General features: G+C 44.5%; 18 protein-coding genes. 7 read left to right on the forward strand and 11 right to left on the reverse strand.

What is annotated here, in order from left to right:
* The first annotated feature begins 410 nt into the window (after positions 1 to 410).
* Positions 411 to 1811 (forward strand): M20/M25/M40 family metallo-hydrolase, encoded by a 1401-nt coding sequence (locus ABD036_RS14030; protein WP_343860957.1) that lies wholly within the window; start codon positions 411 to 413, stop codon positions 1809 to 1811.
* A gap of 72 nt (positions 1812 to 1883) precedes the next feature.
* Here the strand turns inward: ABD036_RS14030 and ABD036_RS14035 are convergent, their stop codons facing one another.
* Together ABD036_RS14035 and ABD036_RS14040 are read right to left on the reverse strand one after the other, a co-directional pair.
* The gene (locus ABD036_RS14035; RefSeq protein ID WP_343860959.1) at positions 1884 to 2495 is read right to left on the reverse strand and encodes a hypothetical protein; all 612 of its coding nucleotides are present in this window, start codon (positions 2493 to 2495) and stop codon (positions 1884 to 1886) included.
* 104 nt (positions 2496 to 2599) lie between these two features.
* On the reverse strand, positions 2600 to 2998 hold the full coding sequence (locus ABD036_RS14040) for a hypothetical protein (protein ID WP_343860961.1): 399 nt from the start codon (positions 2996 to 2998) through the stop codon (positions 2600 to 2602).
* Positions 2999 to 3246: 248 nt separating this feature from the next.
* On the opposite strand from ABD036_RS14040, the gene ABD036_RS14045 reads away from it, so the two are divergent.
* Positions 3247 to 5076, forward strand: a complete 1830-nt coding sequence (locus tag ABD036_RS14045) for a winged helix-turn-helix domain-containing protein (protein ID WP_343860963.1) — start codon at positions 3247 to 3249, stop codon at positions 5074 to 5076.
* Positions 5077 to 5483: 407 nt separating this feature from the next.
* A complete protein-coding gene (locus ABD036_RS14050; RefSeq protein ID WP_343860965.1) occupies positions 5484 to 5864 on the forward strand; it encodes a heme NO-binding domain-containing protein in 381 nt (126 codons plus the stop codon).
* Positions 5865 to 6015: 151 nt separating this feature from the next.
* Here the strand turns inward: ABD036_RS14050 and ABD036_RS14055 are convergent, their stop codons facing one another.
* Positions 6016 to 8085, reverse strand: coding sequence for a glycoside hydrolase family 97 protein (locus ABD036_RS14055; protein WP_343860967.1), 2070 nt, complete (start codon positions 8083 to 8085; stop codon positions 6016 to 6018).
* 177 nt (positions 8086 to 8262) lie between these two features.
* Here ABD036_RS14055 and ABD036_RS14060 point away from each other — a divergent pair, with 177 nt between their 5' ends.
* Both ABD036_RS14060 and glpQ read left to right on the forward strand, forming a co-directional pair.
* Entirely contained in the window at positions 8263 to 8592 is a 330-nt protein-coding gene (locus ABD036_RS14060; RefSeq protein WP_343860969.1) for a hypothetical protein, read from the forward strand.
* A gap of 328 nt (positions 8593 to 8920) precedes the next feature.
* Complete coding sequence (glpQ, locus tag ABD036_RS14065) at positions 8921 to 9940, forward strand: glycerophosphodiester phosphodiesterase (RefSeq protein WP_343860971.1); 1020 nt, start codon at positions 8921 to 8923, stop codon at positions 9938 to 9940.
* A gap of 23 nt (positions 9941 to 9963) precedes the next feature.
* On the opposite strand, the gene ABD036_RS14070 is transcribed toward glpQ, so the two are convergent.
* Positions 9964 to 10824, reverse strand: coding sequence for a flagellar protein MotY (locus tag ABD036_RS14070; protein WP_343860973.1), 861 nt, complete (start codon positions 10822 to 10824; stop codon positions 9964 to 9966).
* A 200-nt stretch (positions 10825 to 11024) separates the two neighbouring features.
* Between ABD036_RS14070 and rnt the strand changes: the two genes are divergently transcribed.
* Positions 11025 to 11648, forward strand: coding sequence for a ribonuclease T (rnt, locus tag ABD036_RS14075; RefSeq protein WP_343860975.1), 624 nt, complete (start codon positions 11025 to 11027; stop codon positions 11646 to 11648).
* 31 nt (positions 11649 to 11679) lie between these two features.
* Here rnt and purF read toward each other — a convergent pair whose 3' ends face one another.
* The 6 genes from purF to truA all read right to left on the reverse strand — a co-directional run bounded on the left by purF (position 11680) and on the right by truA (position 17614).
* Positions 11680 to 13215: an amidophosphoribosyltransferase gene (gene purF / locus ABD036_RS14080; RefSeq protein WP_343860977.1), complete on the reverse strand. Its 1536-nt coding sequence runs from the start codon at positions 13213 to 13215 to the stop codon at positions 11680 to 11682.
* 9 nt (positions 13216 to 13224) lie between these two features.
* The gene (locus ABD036_RS14085; protein ID WP_343860979.1) at positions 13225 to 13716 is read right to left on the reverse strand and encodes a CvpA family protein; all 492 of its coding nucleotides are present in this window, start codon (positions 13714 to 13716) and stop codon (positions 13225 to 13227) included.
* A gap of 75 nt (positions 13717 to 13791) precedes the next feature.
* Positions 13792 to 14454 (reverse strand): SPOR domain-containing protein, encoded by a 663-nt coding sequence (locus ABD036_RS14090; protein WP_343860981.1) that lies wholly within the window; start codon positions 14452 to 14454, stop codon positions 13792 to 13794.
* A gap of 67 nt (positions 14455 to 14521) precedes the next feature.
* Positions 14522 to 15802, reverse strand: a complete 1281-nt coding sequence (gene folC, locus ABD036_RS14095; RefSeq protein ID WP_343860983.1) for a bifunctional tetrahydrofolate synthase/dihydrofolate synthase — start codon at positions 15800 to 15802, stop codon at positions 14522 to 14524.
* Positions 15803 to 16651, reverse strand: coding sequence for an acetyl-CoA carboxylase, carboxyltransferase subunit beta (accD, locus tag ABD036_RS14100; RefSeq protein ID WP_343860985.1), 849 nt, complete (start codon positions 16649 to 16651; stop codon positions 15803 to 15805). It abuts the gene before it with no gap.
* A 165-nt stretch (positions 16652 to 16816) separates the two neighbouring features.
* Positions 16817 to 17614: a tRNA pseudouridine(38-40) synthase TruA gene (gene truA / locus ABD036_RS14105; RefSeq protein WP_343860987.1), complete on the reverse strand. Its 798-nt coding sequence runs from the start codon at positions 17612 to 17614 to the stop codon at positions 16817 to 16819.
* Positions 17615 to 17769: 155 nt separating this feature from the next.
* On the opposite strand from truA, the gene ABD036_RS14110 reads away from it, so the two are divergent.
* On the forward strand, positions 17770 to 18918 hold the full coding sequence (locus tag ABD036_RS14110) for a serine hydrolase domain-containing protein (RefSeq protein WP_343860989.1): 1149 nt from the start codon (positions 17770 to 17772) through the stop codon (positions 18916 to 18918).
* A 7-nt stretch (positions 18919 to 18925) separates the two neighbouring features.
* Here the strand turns inward: ABD036_RS14110 and ABD036_RS14115 are convergent, their stop codons facing one another.
* Positions 18926 to 19402 (reverse strand): hypothetical protein, encoded by a 477-nt coding sequence (locus ABD036_RS14115; RefSeq protein ID WP_343860991.1) that lies wholly within the window; start codon positions 19400 to 19402, stop codon positions 18926 to 18928.
* Between the last annotated feature and the right edge of the window lie 963 nt (positions 19403 to 20365).

Here is a 20365-nt window from a genome sequence, read left to right on the forward strand (position 1 = left end):
AATCAAAATTGCTGAGCAATAGAAATTCTATGGATCAATCTAACACAGCAAACAACGGTTGGAGGCTCGGTCTCCAACATCGTTATTAAGAAATATGCTAGAAGAAATATCGATAACATTTATTCAAGATGTGAGTCTAAAGCGGGTTTCGCACGGATGGGAAACGCGCATCGCACACCCTAGATGTGATGCCCGTATTTTAGATTATTTGTGGGGGTATAACGATAAAGCCCATTAGCACTAGAATGAAAAAACTATCGAATGGCTACTGTGTAAATTATCAATTCGCCTGTCGAATTACGGTTACCTTTTAGTTATCATAGGCGAATAATTGTTGAACTCGCTTGTGTTTAAACACATGCACTAGTCTGAAGACCAATCCTTTAACCCCTTTACCTATCGGAGAAACCATGCAACTACGCAATTGCCTTGCCCTTGGCGCAATGTTGAGTATTTTTAGTGTTCAGTTATTGGCGACGCAAACGCCTTTGAGCAATGCGCAAAAGCAAACTGCCACGCAACTCATGCAAACCGCACTTGAGAGCAAGCTTGGCATGGAAATAGTAACGTCATTGACCACCGAGATTGGTCCTCGTCTAGGCGGCTCTGAAGCTGAAGCCCGTGCCAGAGATTGGGGTGTCGAACTAGGCAAGCGTTTGGGTTTTGACAAAGCCCAGATTGAAGAATTTACCATGCCGTTCTGGCAAAGAGGCAAGCTGCATATCGCCCTGACTTCGCCTTACCAACAAGAATTATACGGCACAGCCCTTGGCGGCGCAGCGCCTACCCAAGAGAAGATCACAGCTGACATAGTTTATTTCAGAGATATCCACGCTTTGGCAGATGTTAAAGACGGCGCGTTAAAAGGTAAAATCGCGTTCGTCGATGGCGATCTCATGGTGAAAAGTCAAACGGGCGCAGGATATGGCCAAGCAAATCAGCGCCGCAGAATTGGTTGGCAACATGCACAGCGCGGCGGCGCTCTTGGATTGGTTGTGCGCTCGGTTGGATCTGACTCTCATCGGTTTCCGCATAGTGGAATGATGAGCAAAGACGGTGATAAGTGGGCAAGCATCCCTGTGATCGCGATTTCAAATCCGGACGCCGATCACCTTCGTCGCTTACACAACTTAGATACACCGCTGACCATATCACTGCATTCAGAGTCAAAATGGCAAGGCGATGTCAGCAGTGGAAACGTTGTATTAGATTTGATTGGCAGTGAAAAACCCGAGGAAATTGTCCTGATTGGTGGTCATTTAGATAGCTGGGATCTAGGCACTGGCGCGGTAGATGATGGTGCAGGTATTGCGATCACCACCGCCGCCGCTGCGTTGATTGCAAAACTACCCAAGCGCCCCAAACGCACTATTCGCGTGGTGATGTTCGGCGCAGAAGAGGTGGGACTATTAGGCGCGTTTGCTTACGCGAAGCAACATGAAGCTAATTTAACGAATCACGTGCTGGCCACAGAATCAGATTTTGGGGCCCAAACTATTTGGCAATTGGAATCGAACGTCAATCCACAAGCCACGTTGTTAATCGATGAAATTGCTAAAATTTTATCTCCATTGGGTATTGTCAGAGGCCGTTCAGACGCACCTGGTGGTGGACCGGATATCATTCCAATGGCCGCCAAAGGCGTCCCCACAATTCGTTTAAATCAAAACGGTCACGACTATTTTGATTTGCACCATACCCCTGACGATACGCTGGATAAGATAAATCCCGCTGAGTTGGCACAAAACATTGCAGCCTATGCAGCAAGCATTTATTTGATTGCCGATTCAGACGTTGAGCTGAAACCTTAAAAAGCGCACTACGGCAAACAATTCACTTCTAAATGGACGTGCCCTATCACCATTGATAGGGCATATTGTCACTCAGTCAACCGGTGGAAAAGTGGCTAACCACCAATAGTCTGGGCCGCCTATGGGTGTTTGGATTTGGTTTGGCATGGTTTCCGGCTGCAGTGCCCCATGAGGCGCAATGGCTAAGTGCACCTCTGCAGTGAGTGGATCGGTCAAGGGCGCGCCACCAAAAGGCGAGCTGGAAAAGGTCACATTACCACTCAGTTGCAATACTCTTCCAGCCACTAAATGTCCTGCTACGTTGAATGCACCTGCTCCCGGTGTGCCATTTCTGGCATCCGCCCCTGTACATATACCCGGACCGCCTCCCACACATGCTGAAGGATCGTTGAAAATAAATGCCCACAAGGAAAACGCTTCCGGTTTACCTTGGATTGCATCATTATTCCAAGAATTGCCTGGTGGGTAGCTGTAGGAACCAGGTGCTGGGGTGGGCACTCTGACATTTATCAGCAGCTGGTTTTTCTTGCGAACCAATCGCGCGCCTTCAACAGCAATAACTGGGCCGGCTAACCCCTGGCCAAATACATCGGCACGTTCCATTGTATTTCCCGGGCCTGCAAAAGTGTTAAATGAACAACACACTAATATCGATAATATGGATAACGAACTACCCTTTTTCATGGTGTAATTTCCTTTTAAAAACGCATTAAAAATTATTTTTAGAGCGACAACATGTGCCATCAGCCTTAAGTACCGGGCAGACGCCCCTTCGTAGTTGTACTCACTTATCGACTACTAACGAGTACAACAATGGTGTCTTCCTCTGAAGTGGGTTTACTGGCGAGGTCTTTAATCGTGATATTGGATTGACGTTTCTTATTCCACTTATTGGTATATTTATCTAAATAGGCAAGCGAATTTTCGGCGTGATAGGTTTTGGCGAAATTGCCAATATATTGATCATTACACCAAAAGCTATTAACAAATGAACGATAAGATAATGACGTGCCTCTTCGACCAAGCATTTTCAAATTACTGATCATAGCTTCAGTATCGTTAGTTACCGCCGCGATACAAGTCTTGGTTTCAATTGAGCTATCACCTGCGATGAACTCGTACTCAGCTGCGTATGTACTAATCGAAGTACACAATAAGATGACTGATAATGATGTGAATTTTTTCATGGTAAAACTCCTTTTAAATCGCTTTTTCAAATATTACTGATAGAAAATAAATTGCCTGTATAGGCCCAAGGTGAACCAAACAATTTCCTGTTCAGTAGCACTGGTAACCAGTATGGAATTTTCGCGGAATAACACATGAAGATTAGATAACGATTAGCTAATTATTTGATAATGGCTATAGTGTTAATTACTACAATTAGCTGACAGCACTACAGAGCAGCCCAAAAAAACAGGGTAAAGGACATTCAGTGCGATATCTTTTTAACGGATTTGAAATTGATACTGTGCAATTCAAGTTATGCTCTGAAGATAAAGCTTTGGCTATCGAACCTAAGGTTTTTGATCTTCTGGTGTATTTGATCAAAAATCGCCACCGCACTGTGACGCGAGAGGAGTTATTTGACAGCGTATGGCAAGGCCAAGTGGTCTGTGACACAAGCTTAAGTAATCATATCAATAGTGCTCGAAAGATACTTGGAGATAATGGCCACGAGCAATCGGTGATCGCGACGTTGCGAGGCAGAGGCTATCAATTTATTGCCGACACCCAGGAAATAGCCAGCCCAGCTAAAAGTATTTCCGCCCCTCCCACAAACCGACACAAGGGTTTGCTATACACCGCAATTATCATGCTGTGCATAGTGCTGCTAGGCGGACTAACTATTCATCTGGTGAATCCTGATCCAGACGTCACCCCCTCCTTAAGAATCGCCGTATTGCCTTTTAATAATGTTAAGGCAGATCCGCTATCCAATTATTTAGGCTTTGCCATTGCTGACCAAATTATTGGCAACATAGCCTATCTTGAGCAAGTCACTGTAAGAGCGTCTTCTTCTGTTAGAAAATATGAGATGCAAATCATCGATCCTATCAAGGTGGGTAAAGAGCTCAATGTTGAATATGTGTTGACTGGCAATTATGTTCAGCTTAATGACGCTATTCGTATCAATGTTGAGCTTATCGAAGTAGCCGGTAACAATTTAATCTGGCGAGAAACTATCCAAAGTGCATCTGGCGACGCCTTTGGGTTACATACACAGATTGTGAAAACCGTGGTTGGCCAATTAAACCTGCAACTCTCATCAACTGAAACCTTGCCTATGAATAAAGACATACCGGCCAGTGCCAAGGCCTATGATTTTTACCTGCAAGCGATAGCCTACCCCATCACGGTTGAAGGCGGCAAGCGAGCCATTGCCATGTTGGAAAAAAGCATTGAGTTAGATAGTGACTTTGCACCAAGCTATGTGGAGTTAGCTTACAGAACGAATTATTTAGCGTTATTCAACTTGAAGCAAAATGTTTCCAAACACAAAGCCATTGCGTTGTATAAAAAGGCGCTAAGCTTAAATCCCGAGTCGAGAAACGCCCTCAGTGGGCTGGCCAATATCTACACCGAAACGGGTGAAACAGGTAAAGCCATCGAATTATCGAGACAATTGATCGCCTTAAATCCACGCGACGCCCAAGCCCACTTTTCACTGGGATACAGCTATCGTTTTGCAGGTATGGTACAAGAAGCTATCAGCGAAATGGAGTTAGCATTAGCGATAGACCCAAACAACCCGAGATTCCGCAGTATTATGATGTCTTATCAGGCCGCCGAACAATACGAGCAGGCCTTAGCTGTGTTTAATCATTTTCCACAAAGCCCCGATACGTTAAGCTTTAAGAATACGATACTTATGCAAATGGGCAGAATGGATGAGGCCCTAGCATTGGCGGAGCATAGAATTACACTTAACCCTATTGGTATGTGGTATGGCGACGCCGTCATACTAAAGGCGATTATGACTGGCGATTATGAAACGGGGTTACAGAAAGTAAGGGAGCAGGAAGCAGCAGTGATGAATGATGCAGAAGCCAGTTATATATATGCGCGTTATTACGCAGCCTTAGGTGACAAACAAGGTTGTTTTAAACTGCTTCGCAGGGCAATAAATAATGGCTACTTTAATTATCCTTTATTGCAAAGCATACCGTTTTTTTTCGACTCGGTGCGAGGCGAGCCAGAGTTTCAGGAATTATTAGCCCTGGCTAAACAGAAACATTTAGCCTTTAAAAAACAATACTTCTAAGTGGAATTTAGGGTTAAACCTAGTGTTCTTTTCGACTTGTGCCACGCACACGACTATGACATTCACCTCGAAATTGAAGACCTTCAAAACATAACCTTTATCAGCGCAATAGAAAACCGGCCCCAGGATTTATACCTGACAAGTAAGAAATTGATATCCTGAATGGTTAATCGATATTCTGATGGAGCTCCAATCCGATACTAGCAAACGAGTTTAGGATTTTTTATCAAAAAAAGCGCTAGAAAGAAGAAAATAAGCGTGAAAGGAATCGTATTTACTCAATTCATGGACATGGTCGAGCAAGTCTTCTGTGCCGATGTGCTAGATAACGTAGTTGAGCAGAGCAATTACCTAATGGTGGATCCTATACTTCGGTAGGAATTTATGACCATCAAGAAATAGTGCGCATGGCGAGTAGTTTATGTCAGCAAGTTAATTTGCCAGTAGCAGTTTTGTTGGAAGCTTTTGGGCAACATTTATTCGCTAGATTTAGCTTAATGTATCCGGCTTTTTTTGAACACATTACCCACTCCTTTGAGTTTTTGAAAAACATTGATCCCTATATTCAGGTTGAGGTGAGAAAGCTATACCCAGACGCGGAACTACCGCGTTTCTATCATCACCCACCAGATGACTCGACTTTGGTAATGTATTATTTGTCATCACGGCATTTCGAAGATCTGGCGGTTGTTTTGATTAAAGGTTGCCTGCAGCTCTATGAACGAACGGGAATGGTCAGTAAAGAACTGGCGACCTTGAGGGCAAAGAAGCTGTTAAAATTAGCATAAAGCTTACCAGGCAATAGGTCTGTTACAGGGTCGGTGTCGCCTTAAAGCGTGCATCTAAAACAATTCAAAATAAAGAGCGGTGGAAATGTCAGCCTAACTTTTCCACCGCCCTTTTGGCTTGCGTGAAAATTCTCCCGCTCCTTTTGTTTTATTAACGCTTTTTAAATCGAACCGCGACTCCGCCAGCAGCTGCCAGTTTTAAAGAGAGTTTATCGCCTTTCTTAACGTCTTTATTCTCAATAATGATGTCATAAGGGTTGGTCTTATAGTCTGCTTTATCTCCATCACGATAGATTTGTGCTTGATAGCTGGCATTTTCATCGAGAAAATCCAGTGTCAGTTCGATAACTCGCGCATCTTCATTAGTGATGGCACCTAAATACCAATCCTGCCCCGAATAATGACGATGCTGTTTTTCTTTTCTAGCGATAACGACAAACTGCCCTACTTCACCTTGCAGTGCTTTAGTCAGCTCCCAATCAGTAGGAACATCTTTGATAAATTGAAAAGGCGCCAAATTATTCTCATAATTTTCAGGTAAATCAGCAGCCATCTGAATCGGACTATAAATGACCACATACTGTGCCAATTGCCGTGCAATGGTACTCAATGGTCGTAAATATTCACTGTTTCCCCACTCTGGACCACCTGAATGATCACGCTTGTAACTCAGATCGAATATACCCGGGGTAAAGTCCATGGGACCGGCCAACATGCGAGTAAAGGCTAATACAGGAATATGGTTAGGTGGATTGGGCGGCGCCCAACCAGAGTTATATTCTTGACCTCTTGCGCTTTCTCGAGAGATCCAATTAGGGTAAGTTCTGCGCAAGCCCGTATCTTTGACAGACTCATGAGTGTTTATCGACAAGTGATACTTGGCCGCAGTACTGACATTGTGAATAAAGTGATTCACCACATCCTGACTGTCAGTGAATTCGTACCTCATGATGCCCTTTTCATCTCGGCGTTTTAAATTTTGACCATGGGCAACATAGCCGGTTTTGATTTGTTCAACGCCCACTTTTTGATAGAGCGCGAAACCATCCTCCATCTGAGCTTCATAGTTTGTTATTCCACCAGAGGTTTCGTGGTGGCCTATCAGCTTCACTCCGATCTTTTTGCCATAGTCAGTGACTTTTTCAATATCAAAATCTGGATAGCTTTGGGTAAACGAGAATAACTCTGAGTTGGCAATCCAATCACCATCCCATCCAACATTCCAGCCTTCTACCAATACCCCATCAAAACCATGTTTGGCGGCAAAGTCCATGTATGCCATTGTGCGTTCTGTGGTTGCTCCATGCTTTTTACCGGATCCCCAAGACAGTTTATCAATGTGCATCCCCCACCATATGCCGATGTACTTGCCCGGATTGACCCAACTTACATCACCCAGTTTATTCGGTTCATTTAAGTTTAAAGCGATATAGGAGTTGATCAGATCAACCGCACTATCGCCAATAGTAATAGTGCGCCAAGGGGTGTTGAAGTCGCCTTTTTTGCGAACTGAAACCCCATCGGCACGGGGAGCTAAATCGGCAGTCAATTTGCCCATTTCTTGTTTGGTCAAGCTCATGCCTGCGTAATCAATTAAAGCGGCCTCATGGATTGCCACATGCACACCATTGGGATACTCAATCGTCATCGGAGTATGTGCTTTATTCACTTGATTTAGCGGGGTTTGATTGTATAAGTACTCGTAGCGCTCTCTGCCTTGCCCTGGGATCCAATAGGCTTTAGCCTCATGTGAGTCGGGCAAATAGAACTCCGTTAATTCACGGGTGATGGCAATATCACCTTGATGGGCTACTTCATAGCGAAAGCCGACACCGTCATCAAACACTCTAGCGCGAACATTAAAGCTTAAGTCTGTATCTTTAGTATGAGTAAATTTCACCACGACTTCGTTGTGGTTATCGCGGATTAAGCGCTGCTCTCCCCAAGGTTGCTGCCAAGTTAGATCAACCGCGTTACGGCTTACCTCTGATAATTTGAAATCCTTATAAAAGGAAGGCGCATTAACAAAAATAAAGCCAAGTTTGCTCGGTTTGATGATGTCATTGCCGTTATAAACAACCTTATACTGCGCCAGATCATTGTGATCGGTAAAAACCAGTTTGATGGATTTATCCGGTGACTCAACTAAGATTTCAGCAGCGTGTATAACCGTACTTAACCCAAGGATAATGAATGAGACAAGTGAAATGGGCAAACGCATGACAGCTCTCCTTTGTGCATAATGTGAGGTGAGTATTAAACACTTGTTAATAAAAATAAAGACAATCCTTAAACGTTTAAGGCAGATCAGAGCAGTCATGAGTTAAACCGCCTTGTTTGCAGACATTAACAACCTTGACTAATCTAAAAGACACACCTGTTTACTTGTGATGCCATTATGCCAACCATAAAATCCAGCGATCTTGTGATTAATCAGGCAATTTCGGCCAGTGCACCGGACTCGCTACTCACTATTGACGTTGAGAGTGAAAACCCACTTTCAACCGGCACCTACGAATTTCAGTTAGTGGTTACTGACGATTCAGGAAACAATTCAGCGCCAGCGACAGTTAGAATCACCATTGCTGACGATAAAGCCCCTACCGCGGTGATTGATGCACCGAATCGAGTGGGGTTTGCCGAGGACTTTTCATTAAGTGGTAGACGTTCTATCGACATCGGAGGCAAACTGACTAAATTCGTATGGACGCTGATAAAAACCCCATAAGATTAACGTTAGGTAAGCCGTTTACCACTTGCCACCCGACACTGGAAGTAAAAGGCTTGCTGCGATCGGGCGAGTATCAATTTCAGTTAGTCGTCATTGATGACTCTGGCAATACAAGTAAAACAGCGATCGTAAGTGTTTTGGTTGGGCAGAGGCGAACGTTTTACCAGACACTTCAGAACTGGTTTTCCCGCCTGTTCAGATTTTTTAACTTGAACATCGACTAACAAACCGGTTTTTCTCAGACCTTCAATTAAAGGGCACGACAGACTGTCATCTTGCACTAAAATCCGGTACTTTCGTCACAATCGTTTTAATGGACACTAGTATGAATCGGATTTCTGTTTGTTGTTTCATTCTCCTAAGCTCACTATTGAGTTCACTTTGCTTGGCTAAACCTGTTGTCATTGCCCACCGAGGGGCATCGGGCTATTTGCCTGAACACACGCTTGAAGCGGCTATTTTAGCCTATGCCCAAGGGGCCGATTTTATTGAGCAAGATATTGTGCTTAGCAAAGATCACGTGCCCATTGTGTTACATGATATCCACCTTGAGTCTGTCACTAATGTTGAAAGCGTTTTTCCCAACCGACATCGTGCCGATAATCGCTTTTATGCGATTGATTTTACCTTGGCAGAGCTCCAGCAATTGCAAAAACATGAGCGCACTGATCCACAAGGTCATCAGGTGTATGCAAACCGATACCAAGGCTTGTCGCCGTTTAAAATTAGTACCTTGGAACAACATATAAACCTTGTGATGCAATTAAATCGTCAATTTGGCAAACAGGTGGGATGGTATCCGGAAATTAAATCGCCAGCTTGGCATCGTCAACAAGGTGCCGATATCAGCAAGGTTGTGCTTGAACTATTACGCAAATATCAGTTGGATCGCGCGGATAGCAACCTGTTTGTACAATGTTTTGATTTTACCGAAACCCAAAGGTTACGTAACGAGCTTGGGGCCAAGGTAAAGCTGGTACAACTCATTGCCGAAAATGATTGGAACGAGTCCAGCACCAATTACGATAGACTCAAGACAATTGAGGGATTAAAAGAGATTGCACGGGTAGCACAAGGCATAGGTCCTTGGTTACCACAATTGTTTGACCTAAACACACTGCAACCAACAGACTTAACCAAACACGCGAAGCAGCAAGGGTTACTTATTCATCCATACACCTTCAGGGTCGATCAACTCCCTCAAGGGTTAAACAGTCAGGCCACTCTCGATATTTTGTTTGAAGGATTACAAGTAGACGGGGTGTTTAGTGATTTCACCGACGTGGTAGTAGATTATTTAAAGGCCAAACCAAGTCCATCTGTTAAGTCACCGAGCGAATTCTAAACTGGAAATATAAAAGGCGAAGTCTACTTCGCCATCCTGATCACCACTCGACGGTTTTTCGCGCGTGACATTTTATTGTCATTAGGTGCAACATGACGGCGTTCACCATGCCCGGTAACTTCAATTCGAGATGGGTCAACGCCCATATCACTGAAAAAGGTTTTTATCTCAACCGCCCGTCGAATAGAAAGTTGTTTGTTGTTCCAACTTCCGCCGTAGCTATCGGTATAACCGTCCAATAAAATCAAATCTAAGTCGGTATCTTCTTTTAGATACTCGCCGATCATCTGCAATCGTTTCTTCGAATATTTAGTCAGGTCAATGCTGTTACTTTGGTAACTGAGCACCGTATAAGAAATATCCTCAAAACTAAACGGCAGTAAGTTGGCTACACATTGGGCAAATTCAGTGTAGGGGCGAGAAAAGTTACTGGCGTTGAGTGCCACTGCAATTTTATCAAAATCACTGTACCAGTCTTGATAATACAAGGTTGGCCAATAGCCCTTTTCAAGTTCAGACAACATGGTCCAAGCCGCTTTTTCAGGAAGGTCGCCATTGTATTGCTTACGGATCGGCATCTGTGCAATTTCACGTTGCATCTGACCCGGCATCCATGCTGGTGGCACTGAGTAAACGGCAGCTACAGCGTAATTTCGCGGTAATTTAAACATGTCTAACTCAAATTCCATATTGAGTTGCTTAGATGCTAAACTGGTGAACATGGCTTCACCGTAACCGGGGAGTTGGTGGCTTAAAGTGCATTGTAAGCGAGACTTTTCAATGAGCTGCCAATCAGATGCTTCCACCGAGGAAGAATAATGTCTCAATCCCCCTGCAGCAGAGAAACTAATAGCCATACTGATGGCAATCACGCACTTTTTCATATCAACAGTCATTCCACAGTATTAAATGCTCTTTTAAGCATATCGACAAAATCACAAAAATATTTAGCTATTCTAGCAGCCGACCAAGCTTTGTTGCAGCTTGTTTTTGCGACATTATCGCTTATGGCACGAATGCAACTGGAAGAGGCGCCTAAAAATTGCCATAATACGCAGCTATTCTGGCAGTTCGCAAGGCACTCATGTCACAATCTCCACCTCTTTTAAGTCAACGATTTCGTGGCTATTTCCCGGTCGTTATTGACGTCGAAACGGCGGGTTTTAATGCGCAAGCCGATGCGCTACTCGAATTAGCAGCGGTTACATTAAAGATGGATGGGAATGGCGATCTACAAATCGATCAGACGTTTCACTACCACATCGAACCATTTGAAGGGGCAAACTTAGAGCAGGCTGCCCTTGAGTTTAATGGTATTGATCCTTATTGCGCCCTGCGTGGGGCAATTGATGAAACTGAAGCGATGAAAGATTTATGTAAGCAAATCAGAAAGAGTCAGAAGGCTGCAGATTGTCAGCGCTCTGTCATTGTGGCGCATAATGCCTCTTTTGATCAGGGTTTTGTCAATGCAGCAGTGGAACGCAGCAAAATCAAGCGTGCGCCCTTTCATCCTTTTGTGTCATTTGACACCACGAGTTTAGCGGGTTTAACACTAGGACAAACAGTATTGGTGAAAGCCTGTGAAGCGGCCCAAATTGAATTTGATCAGCGCGAAGCGCACTCCGCACTTTATGATACTCAAAAAACCGCTGAGCTGTTTTGCTATATGGTCAACCGCTGGAAAGCCTTGGGTGGCTGGACTAACTAATCGAAGGTCACAGCCAGCCTAAGCAGCGCCGTTAGATGTCTACATCCACCGCATCAGAATCCATATTGTGCATTTCAAGGTTACTTAACTCAGTTTGAATAACCGCATTTTTAGCGCACTCTGAGCGAGCACTGTCGATGCGCTCTAAGTAGGCTTGATCAACATCACCGGTAATGTAATCGCCATCAAAAACCGACGTCTCAAAACGCTTAATAGAAGGGTTTTCGAGACTAACCGCATCAACCAAATCTTCGATATCTTGGAAAATTAAGCCATCCGCTTTTATCAGTTCGCTAATTTCTTCAATATCACGGCCATAAGCGATTAACTCGTTGGCACTTGGCATATCAATGCCATACACGTTTGGAAAGCGGATTTCCGGCGCTGCTGAGGCGAAATAGACTTTCTTCGCACCTGACTCTCGGGCCATTTCAATAATTTGCTCAGAGGTTGTGCCACGGACGATGGAATCGTCAACCAGCAATACATTTTTGCCCTTAAATTCAGACTTGATCGCATTGAGTTTACGGCGCACAGATTTACGTCGCATGGTTTGACCCGGCATAATGAAGGTGCGACCAATATAGCGGTTCTTTACATAACCCTGTCGATAGGGCAAATCCAGCTCAATGGCTATTTGCAACGCTACATCCATGGAAGTTTCAGGAATTGGGATCACCACATCAATATCAAGGTCGGCCCATTCTCTAGCGATTTTCTGGCCTAACTTTTTGCCCATATTGACTCGTGATGCATAAACCGAAATACCATCGATGAACGAATCTGGACGCGCAAAATATACGAATTCGAAAATACAAGGCGCGTTCATTGGATTCTGCGCACATTGCTGCGTGTGCAGCTCGCCTGCCTCTGTGACGTACACAGCTTCACCCGGAGCCACATCTCGTATAAAAGTGAAACCAACCGCATCTAGGGCAACACTTTCTGAGGCCACCATATACTCGTCACCCATTTCAGTTTTGCGTTTACCTAGTGCAAGAGGACGAATACCAAAAGGGTCTCGAAAAGCGACCATGCCGTTGCCGATAATGGCTGCCACAACCGCATAGGCACCTCGGATCTTGCTATGCACATTGGCAACTGCGGTGAACACTTCTTCAGGCGTCAACGTTAAACCTGCACAGTTTTGTAATTCATGGGCAAAAATATTCAGTAACAGCTCAGAGTCGGAAGTCGTATTGATGTGTCGACGAGCAATTCGAAACACTTCGTCTTGTAAATCATGGGCATTGGTTAAGTTACCATTATGAGCAAAGGCAATACCAAAGGGCGAATTCACATAAAAGGGTTGCGCTTCTGCTGAACTAGACGTCCCTGCGGTGGGATATCGAGCATGCCCGATCCCCAAATTTCCTGTCAGTCTTTGCATATGACGATTATGAAAAACATCTCTCACTAGACCATTGGCTTTGCGCAAATGAAACATACCATCATCAATGGTCATGATCCCTGCGGCATCTTGCCCACGATGCTGGAGTACAGTTAATGCATCGTAAAGAGCTTGGTTTACTGCGCTTTTCCCAACGATTCCGACAATACCACACATGCTATTTACCTACTCATTCGGTGTTATAAAACTGGAGTTATCTTGAATAAAACTAAAGAACCACTCGATGATCGGAGTGAATTCTGGAATAAGAATCGATTGTGTCCACCACGCTGAGCTTGCCGACGGGGTAAAGGTGTCCAAGAAAAATAATGCAGCGCTGACAATGAGCACGCCGCGTATCACACCAAACACAGAGCCTAAGGCGCGGTCTGTTCCGGTCAATCCGGTAAATTGCACCAAGCGCGCGATGAGATAATTAACCAGCCCGCCAAGGACAAGCGTACACACAAATAGCACGGCGATAGACACGCCATTTTTGACCATTTGGTCATCGAATTTTGTCATGTAAACAGCAAGGTAAGGATAGAATTGGCTAGCGATAAAGAAGGCGGCAAACCAAATCGCCAAGGAAATGGCTTCTTTGATAAATCCACGGATCAAACTAATGACGGTAGAGACGGCGATAACACCAAGGATGGTGAAGTCTATCCAATTCATAATGACACAGTCACACTGCTATTGGGTTAATAAAATCGCGCGCATTCTACCAGAGATAGAAGATTTTTCTACCACTCATTTCACAGTGAATGGCGTAATTCTACCTTGAAGTTTGGTTATCTCGCGCAAATGAGGTATCGCTTTTTGTAGTGATTCTTTTTCTAAATCAGGTCCGACGAAGACTTTAGTCAATTCACCGCTACTGGTTTTTACTGGCCGGCTAAATGCTCGATAGCCAGCTTTTCGCAATTTGGTAAGCAATTCTCGAACATTCTTTTGGTGTCTGAATACACCTAATTGTACTACCCATCCTGCCTCTTCCAGCAAACTTTCATCCAAGGTGCTTGACCTTGATTCGGTAATGGCAGGATCAGAAACTTGTCGATCAACTTGCTGCGCTTTTTCGCTGGCAACGGAATGAGATTCGATGGGTGAGGCTGTTTGTTGCTGATCTTCGGTGACTTTGTTTGTCTGTGCTGGTGTTGATTCTGACATGTCAAAATCATCTTCAGCCACATCAGGCACGATTTCGGGCTTACTATCCACTTCTTGTTTTACTTGCTCGACGGGGAACTCAGGCGCATCAATAATAGCGGCGGTGAGCGGCTGTTCTGGCAAGGAGACAAATTGCTCTTGGTTGGTTTGTTTTTTACCATCCAAAATATCAGGAAGAAAAATCACTGCCAATGCAACAATAATGATAGTTCCAACCAATCGATTTTTAAGCGCTGAAGACAAACACACACCCTCTCATAAGCTGTCAATTTCAATTTACTCTACACTTTATCACCAGACAAATTGCCTATTAGCGTAGGTGAGTCAAGGCTTCCTTGGCCTGGCATACCGTGAAAAACGAGCCGAACACGACAATAAGATCTTGCGGATCAGCCTCTTTTATCGCACGGTTGAGTGCATCAGAAACAGTTTCAAAGTCTATCACTTTTTGATCGTCATTAAAGAGCGATTTTAATTTTTTACTACTGGCCCCTCTGGGTACTGTCAATGATGCTAAATACCAAGTGGCATTTAGCGCTTCAAGCGGCGCAATACTGGCTGATATATCTTTATCCGCCAACATCGCCAACACCAAACGTAGCTGTTTGAATTGGCATTGATTTATTCGCTCTTTTAGGTGCGAAGTAGCCTGAGGGTTGTGAGCAACATCAAGTATCACTTCAGGCTGACTTAACACTCTTTCAAATCGCCCAGGCAACGAGGTTTGCTGAATAAGCTGATTCACTTTGTGCTGGTTTAAATCGATGCCTAAGCGATGCAATACTTCTAAACCCGTGGAGACGTTTTGCATGGGTATCATAGGCGTAACTAATTCGTCAAAGTCACAGTTTGTATTGTGCCAATGCCAGCTATTCTGATCAGCTTGAAACGTAAAGTCACGTCCTTGCCATGTTGCTTGCGCTGCGAGCCGGTCCACTTCATTGATTAAACTTTGTGGCGGATCCTGCTCACCAATGATCACAGGTAAATGCGGACGGAAAACGCCCGCTTTCTCGATTGCTATTTGGTCGCGGGTATCACCTAGCCAATCTTGATGATCCAAGCCTATACTGGTAATAACAGCCATATCGGGATTGACAACATTGACCGCATCTAATCGGCCACCTAAGCCGACTTCTAACAGTACAAAGTCTGTCTGATTGTTCATCATCAAGTACATTGCTGCTAAGGTGGTGAATTCGAAATAGGTTAATGGCGTATCGCCGCGTGCTTTTTCAACTTGCATAAAGGCGCTAATGAACTGCTCATCGCTAAGCAAGTTATCATTTATTCTTAAGCGCTCTTTAAAGTCAGTGATGTGAGGTGAGCTATATACAGCAACGGTCTTATTGTTCTGCAGCAGCCCTTTTTCGACTACTCTACAAGTTGTACCTTTACCATTTGTGCCCGCTACCAACACAACTTTGGCTTGGCCAAAATGTATTTTTAGCGTGTCGAATACACCTTTAGTGCGCTCCAATCCCATATCGATAGACTGGGTATGGATGCTTAACAGATATTCAAGCCATTGGTTTAAAGACCAGGATAAATTTGGCTTATCCTGATCTTCTTTATGAGGTATTTGTGACATTTAGTGATGTTGGTGGTGCAGCTTTGAAAGTACGCTAAATATTTTGTCACGAATATCTCGTCGATCAACGATCATGTCAATTGCGCCCTTCTCCACCAAAAATTCGCTGCGTTGGAATCCGGCAGGAAGCGTTTCTCTCACGGTTTGTTCGATGACTCGTGGACCTGCAAAACCGATCAACGCCTTAGGCTCGGCGATATTGATGTCGCCTAGCATAGCCAAACTTGCCGAAACGCCGCCCATAGTGGGATCAGTCAGTACCGAAATATAGGGCAAGCCTTTTTTCGACATACGCGCTAGAGCAGCACTGGTTTTGGCCATCTGCATAAGAGAAAACAACGCTTCTTGCATGCGCGCGCCGCCACTTGTGGAAAAACAAACTAATGGCATGTTCTTTTCCAAACAGACTTCCACGGCCTTAACAAAGCGTGCACCGACTACAGACGCCATAGAGCCGCCCATAAACGAGAATTCAAATGCACAACAAACTATGGGCATACCTTTTAGTTTACCTTGCATGACGACCAAAGCGTCTTTTTCATTGGTCGCTTTTTGAGCCGCGCTGAGACGATCTTTGTAACGTTTGGAGTCTTTGAATTTCAGAACGTCTTGAGGCTCAAGATCAGCACCAATTTCGACTCTGTCTCCTTGATCTAAAAAGGCATTCAATCTGGCCCGAGCGCTTATGCGCATGTGATGATCACATTTAGGACAAACCTCAAGCTGCTTCTCTAGTTCAGTCTTGTACAGTACAGCTCCACAAGAGCCACACTTGGTCCAAATACCTTCAGGCACATTACTTTTAATGGCTGATTGGGTTCTTGGCAGAATCTTTTGTATCCAACTCATTTAACACATCCTAATTGCAGAAAACAGCAGGCTACTGCTGCTATTTTCGCCTAAGTCACGACAATATTTACTCTATCTGGATATTAAAGCATAGTTTGCTCGCAGGTAGAAAACAAAACTGGTCTAAGAAGTATCCCAAGAAGCTTTGTTTTTACCCTTTCCAGCTCACACAAAGATGGGTCCCAGCGGCGTGTTAGGTATCTCAAATTGCTCTGGATAAACCACCTTCACCAAATATAAGCCATTGGGTTTTGCGGTTGCCGCGGCTTGGGTTCTATCTTTATCTTGTAAAAGCTTGTTCATCCAATCAACAGGTTGTTCTCCTGAGCCTATGACAATTAAGCTACCGGCAATATTACGCACCATATGATGTACAAATGCGTTGGCCTGTACGTCAATCATGATGTACTGCCCTTTGCGAGTTACTTCAATATGCTCTAGACGTCGGATCGGCGATTTGGATTGACACAAGGAAGCACGGAATGCACTAAAATCGTGTTCCCCGACCAAACACTGGGCGGCCTCATGCATTTTTTCGTGATCCAAGGCTGTGTACACATGGGTAACGCCTTGAGACATGATCGCCGGTCTAAATGGGTGATTAAAAATAATATAGCGATAGCGCCTTGCTTGCGCCGAGAAACGGGCGTGAAAGTCCTCAGGAACCGATTTAACCCAACGTACGGCGATATCGGCAGGCATATTTGCATTAACGCCCATGGTCCAACCACGATCAGGACGAAAAACCGGAGAGTCGAAATGAACTACCTGTCCAGTGGCGTGAACACCGGCATCAGTTCGACCAGCACATTTAACTAATATGGGCTGATTTGCAACGATACTCAGCGCACGCTCTAAATGCATTTGCACACTGGGCGCAGTGGACTGCCGTTGCCAGCCGCTGTATTGCGCCCCATCATACTCAATGCCTAATGCGATACGATTCGTTTGCTGTTGTTCCACTGCTTGCTACTTCCCATTGAAAAAACGCATTGTAATCAATAACCGCGGAAATTTCATAAGCAGTTTATGAAAACATGACATTTACTGCGCCCGGCATTGACCAAAACAGGTCAAAGGGCATAAAGTCACTTCTCTGTTTTGTTTGAGAAAAATCAATGAAAAACGTCATTATCTTCATACTCTGCCAATGGATTGTAAACACATCTTCGTTCGCTGATCCCCTCTATTTTCCAAGCAAGCAATCTTGGCAATCTAAATCTGCTAGCCAGCTCGGTTTAAAGCCAAGCGAGTTAGAACAAGCGGTGAAGTTCGCCATGGATAACGAGTATTCAGGGCCGCGGGATCTGCGTATTGCAATTTTGCAAAGTTTCGAACGCGAACCCTTTCATCAAATACTAGGACCAACGAAAAAACGCGGTGGTCCAGCGGGCATGATCATAAAAGACGGGTTCATCGCAGCCCAATGGGGCGATCTTGAGCGGGTTGATATGGCCTTTAGTGTCACCAAAAGTTATTTATCTAGTATTGCAGGGCTAGCGCTTGATCAGAACCTAATCAATGATATTAAAGATAAGGTCGACAAGTATGTCTGGGATGGCACTTTCTCAGGTCAACATAATGGCCAAATCCAATGGGACCATCTACTCAATCAATCATCGGATTGGTCAGGAGAGCTGTTTGGTATTAAAGACTGGGCTGATCGACCGCCTCATCAAGGAAATATAGATGATTGGAAGAACCGCCCTTTAAACACTCCCGGCTCTGTTATGGAATACAATGACGTCAGAGTGAACCTGTTGGCCTATTCACTTCTGCATATCTGGCGAGAGCCGCTGCCAAAGGTGTTAAAACGTCACATAATGGATCCAATTGGGACCTCTACAACCTGGCGCTGGTTTGGCTATGATCATGCATGGGTAAATGTAGATGGAAGTAAGATGCAATCGGTCACCGGCGGTGGCCATTCTGGCGGAGGCGTATTCGTTTCCACACTGGACCAAGCTCGATTCGGATTGTTATTTGCTCGCGATGGGAACTGGCGAGGCCAACAGCTAATTTCACAAAAGTGGATAGACATGGCTACTCAGCCCTCACCCGCTGAGCAAAGTTATGGGTACATGTGGTGGCTAAATCAGGGATCTCGAAAATGGCCCAAGGTGGAGAATGAAGAGATTTTTTACGCCGCTGGGTTTGGTGGAAATTTTGTGGTGATCGACCAAAAAAACGACTTAGTGGTAGTCACTCGATGGCTAGAACCAAGTAAAATAGGCGAGCTCATGGAACTGGTGATACAGAGTTTGTAAGCAAATCTCAACTGCTACTGGGAAGGCGTACCATGCCGACAAAGATGTCATGCTGTTTAAATTGCACCGATTCACCGACGGCTAGCTGAGTTGTGTAATTAATATCAATTGCTTCACCTGTCGCCATACGCGATCGTAATTTAACGGTATAACTATTGTTAGGAGATTTATTGGCAACAAGAAAGCCCGTAGTTTTGCTCTGACCATTGGGATTGATAGGCAAATTGACCGGAGATAAGCTGCTAGTGGGCACATTGTATTTATGTTTACTTGCATCATGCAATTGCGCATATGACAGGGTGTAAATTGGTAATTCTGATTGGCGACAGGTGATCACAACAAACAACGACTTGTCATTTTTAAACAATGCTGCGGCTAGGGTCTGAGCATCGAGCTGTTGCTTAACAAGATCCTCGCAACCTACACTATAAACATGATTAGAAAACAATACGCAGCCCATTATTACCATTAATCGTTTTATCACTGTAGTTTCCCGGTTTTAGTCATTACATCTAAACAGAATTTGTAGGGCACTAACCCCACCGCTTAAAAAGCTGCTTGAAACCCTTCATTTGGAATCTTACTCTACCAAGATGTGAACTACCCTGCAGCATCAAATTTTTGAAATAGGCCAGAATGGACTACCTCGAATGAAACACCAACAGTAATTGATTAGCACGTGAACAGTGGGTTTACATGCTAAATACGGGTGGGTGTCTACGTTAAATTCGGGTGGGTGTCCACGTTAAATTCGAGTGGGTGTCCACGTTAAATACGGGTGGGTATCCACGTTAAATTCGAGTGGGTGTCTACGTTAAATTCGGGTGGGTGCCCATGCTAAATACGGGTGGGTGTCTACGTTAAATTCGGGTGGGTGTCCACGTTAAATTCGGGTGGGTGTCCACGTTAAATTCGGGTGGGTGTCCACGTTAAATTCGGGTGGGTGTCCACGTTAAATTCGAGAGGGTGTCCACGTCAAATCCGAGTGGGTGTCCACGTTAAATACGGGTGGGTGTCCACGTTAAATTCGAGTGGGTGTCCACGTTAAATTCGGGTGGGTGTCTACGTTAAATACGGGTGGGTATCCACGTTAAATTCGAGTGGGTGTCTACGTTAAATTCGGGTGGGTGTCCTCGTTAAATTCTAGCAATAGAAATATGATTGTGGTTTGAGATACTGCTGACACTTACAACGCATAACTTCCAAGGGCGCGTAGATTTCGTATCAGCGAATAAGACTTAGATTAGCGCTTATTGTGGTGAATCCAGCAGTGCTTTAAGCGACTTCAGATTCAAAATCCCACTTCCCGATATGCAACGAGACTTGACTTAGCGGCTTCAATTGGCACTGAGCCCAAAGTAATAGAAAGGTTGCGAGAAGCATTTCGATTACTTGAAACGGAACATCGTTCAACATCAATAGACGAGTAAAAGCAACCCCCTACTAT

It is taken from the genome of Aliiglaciecola litoralis, from assembly GCF_039523355.1.
Classification (GTDB): domain Bacteria; phylum Pseudomonadota; class Gammaproteobacteria; order Enterobacterales; family Alteromonadaceae; genus Aliiglaciecola; species Aliiglaciecola litoralis.

Excerpts from the sequence above, each read along its gene's own strand:
- ABD036_RS14085 (WP_343860979.1), bottom strand. The coding sequence starts at position 13,716 with ATGAATTGGATAGACTTCACCATCCTTGGTGTTATCGCCGTCTCTACC.
- ABD036_RS14110 (WP_343860989.1), top strand. The coding sequence starts at position 17,770 with ATGAAAAACGTCATTATCTTCATACTCTGCCAATGGATTGTAAACACA.
- accD (WP_343860985.1), bottom strand. The coding sequence starts at position 16,651 with ATGAGTTGGATACAAAAGATTCTGCCAAGAACCCAATCAGCCATTAAA.
- glpQ (WP_343860971.1), top strand. The coding sequence starts at position 8,921 with ATGAATCGGATTTCTGTTTGTTGTTTCATTCTCCTAAGCTCACTATTG.
- ABD036_RS14050 (WP_343860965.1), top strand. The coding sequence starts at position 5,484 with ATGGCGAGTAGTTTATGTCAGCAAGTTAATTTGCCAGTAGCAGTTTTG.
- purF (WP_343860977.1), bottom strand. The coding sequence starts at position 13,215 with ATGTGTGGTATTGTCGGAATCGTTGGGAAAAGCGCAGTAAACCAAGCT.
- ABD036_RS14030 (WP_343860957.1), top strand. The coding sequence starts at position 411 with ATGCAACTACGCAATTGCCTTGCCCTTGGCGCAATGTTGAGTATTTTT.
- folC (WP_343860983.1), bottom strand. The coding sequence starts at position 15,802 with ATGTCACAAATACCTCATAAAGAAGATCAGGATAAGCCAAATTTATCC.
- ABD036_RS14060 (WP_343860969.1), top strand. The coding sequence starts at position 8,263 with ATGCCAACCATAAAATCCAGCGATCTTGTGATTAATCAGGCAATTTCG.
- ABD036_RS14035 (WP_343860959.1), bottom strand. The coding sequence starts at position 2,495 with ATGAAAAAGGGTAGTTCGTTATCCATATTATCGATATTAGTGTGTTGT.
- ABD036_RS14040 (WP_343860961.1), bottom strand. The coding sequence starts at position 2,998 with ATGAAAAAATTCACATCATTATCAGTCATCTTATTGTGTACTTCGATT.
- ABD036_RS14070 (WP_343860973.1), bottom strand. The coding sequence starts at position 10,824 with ATGAAAAAGTGCGTGATTGCCATCAGTATGGCTATTAGTTTCTCTGCT.
- ABD036_RS14055 (WP_343860967.1), bottom strand. The coding sequence starts at position 8,085 with ATGCGTTTGCCCATTTCACTTGTCTCATTCATTATCCTTGGGTTAAGT.
- rnt (WP_343860975.1), top strand. The coding sequence starts at position 11,025 with ATGTCACAATCTCCACCTCTTTTAAGTCAACGATTTCGTGGCTATTTC.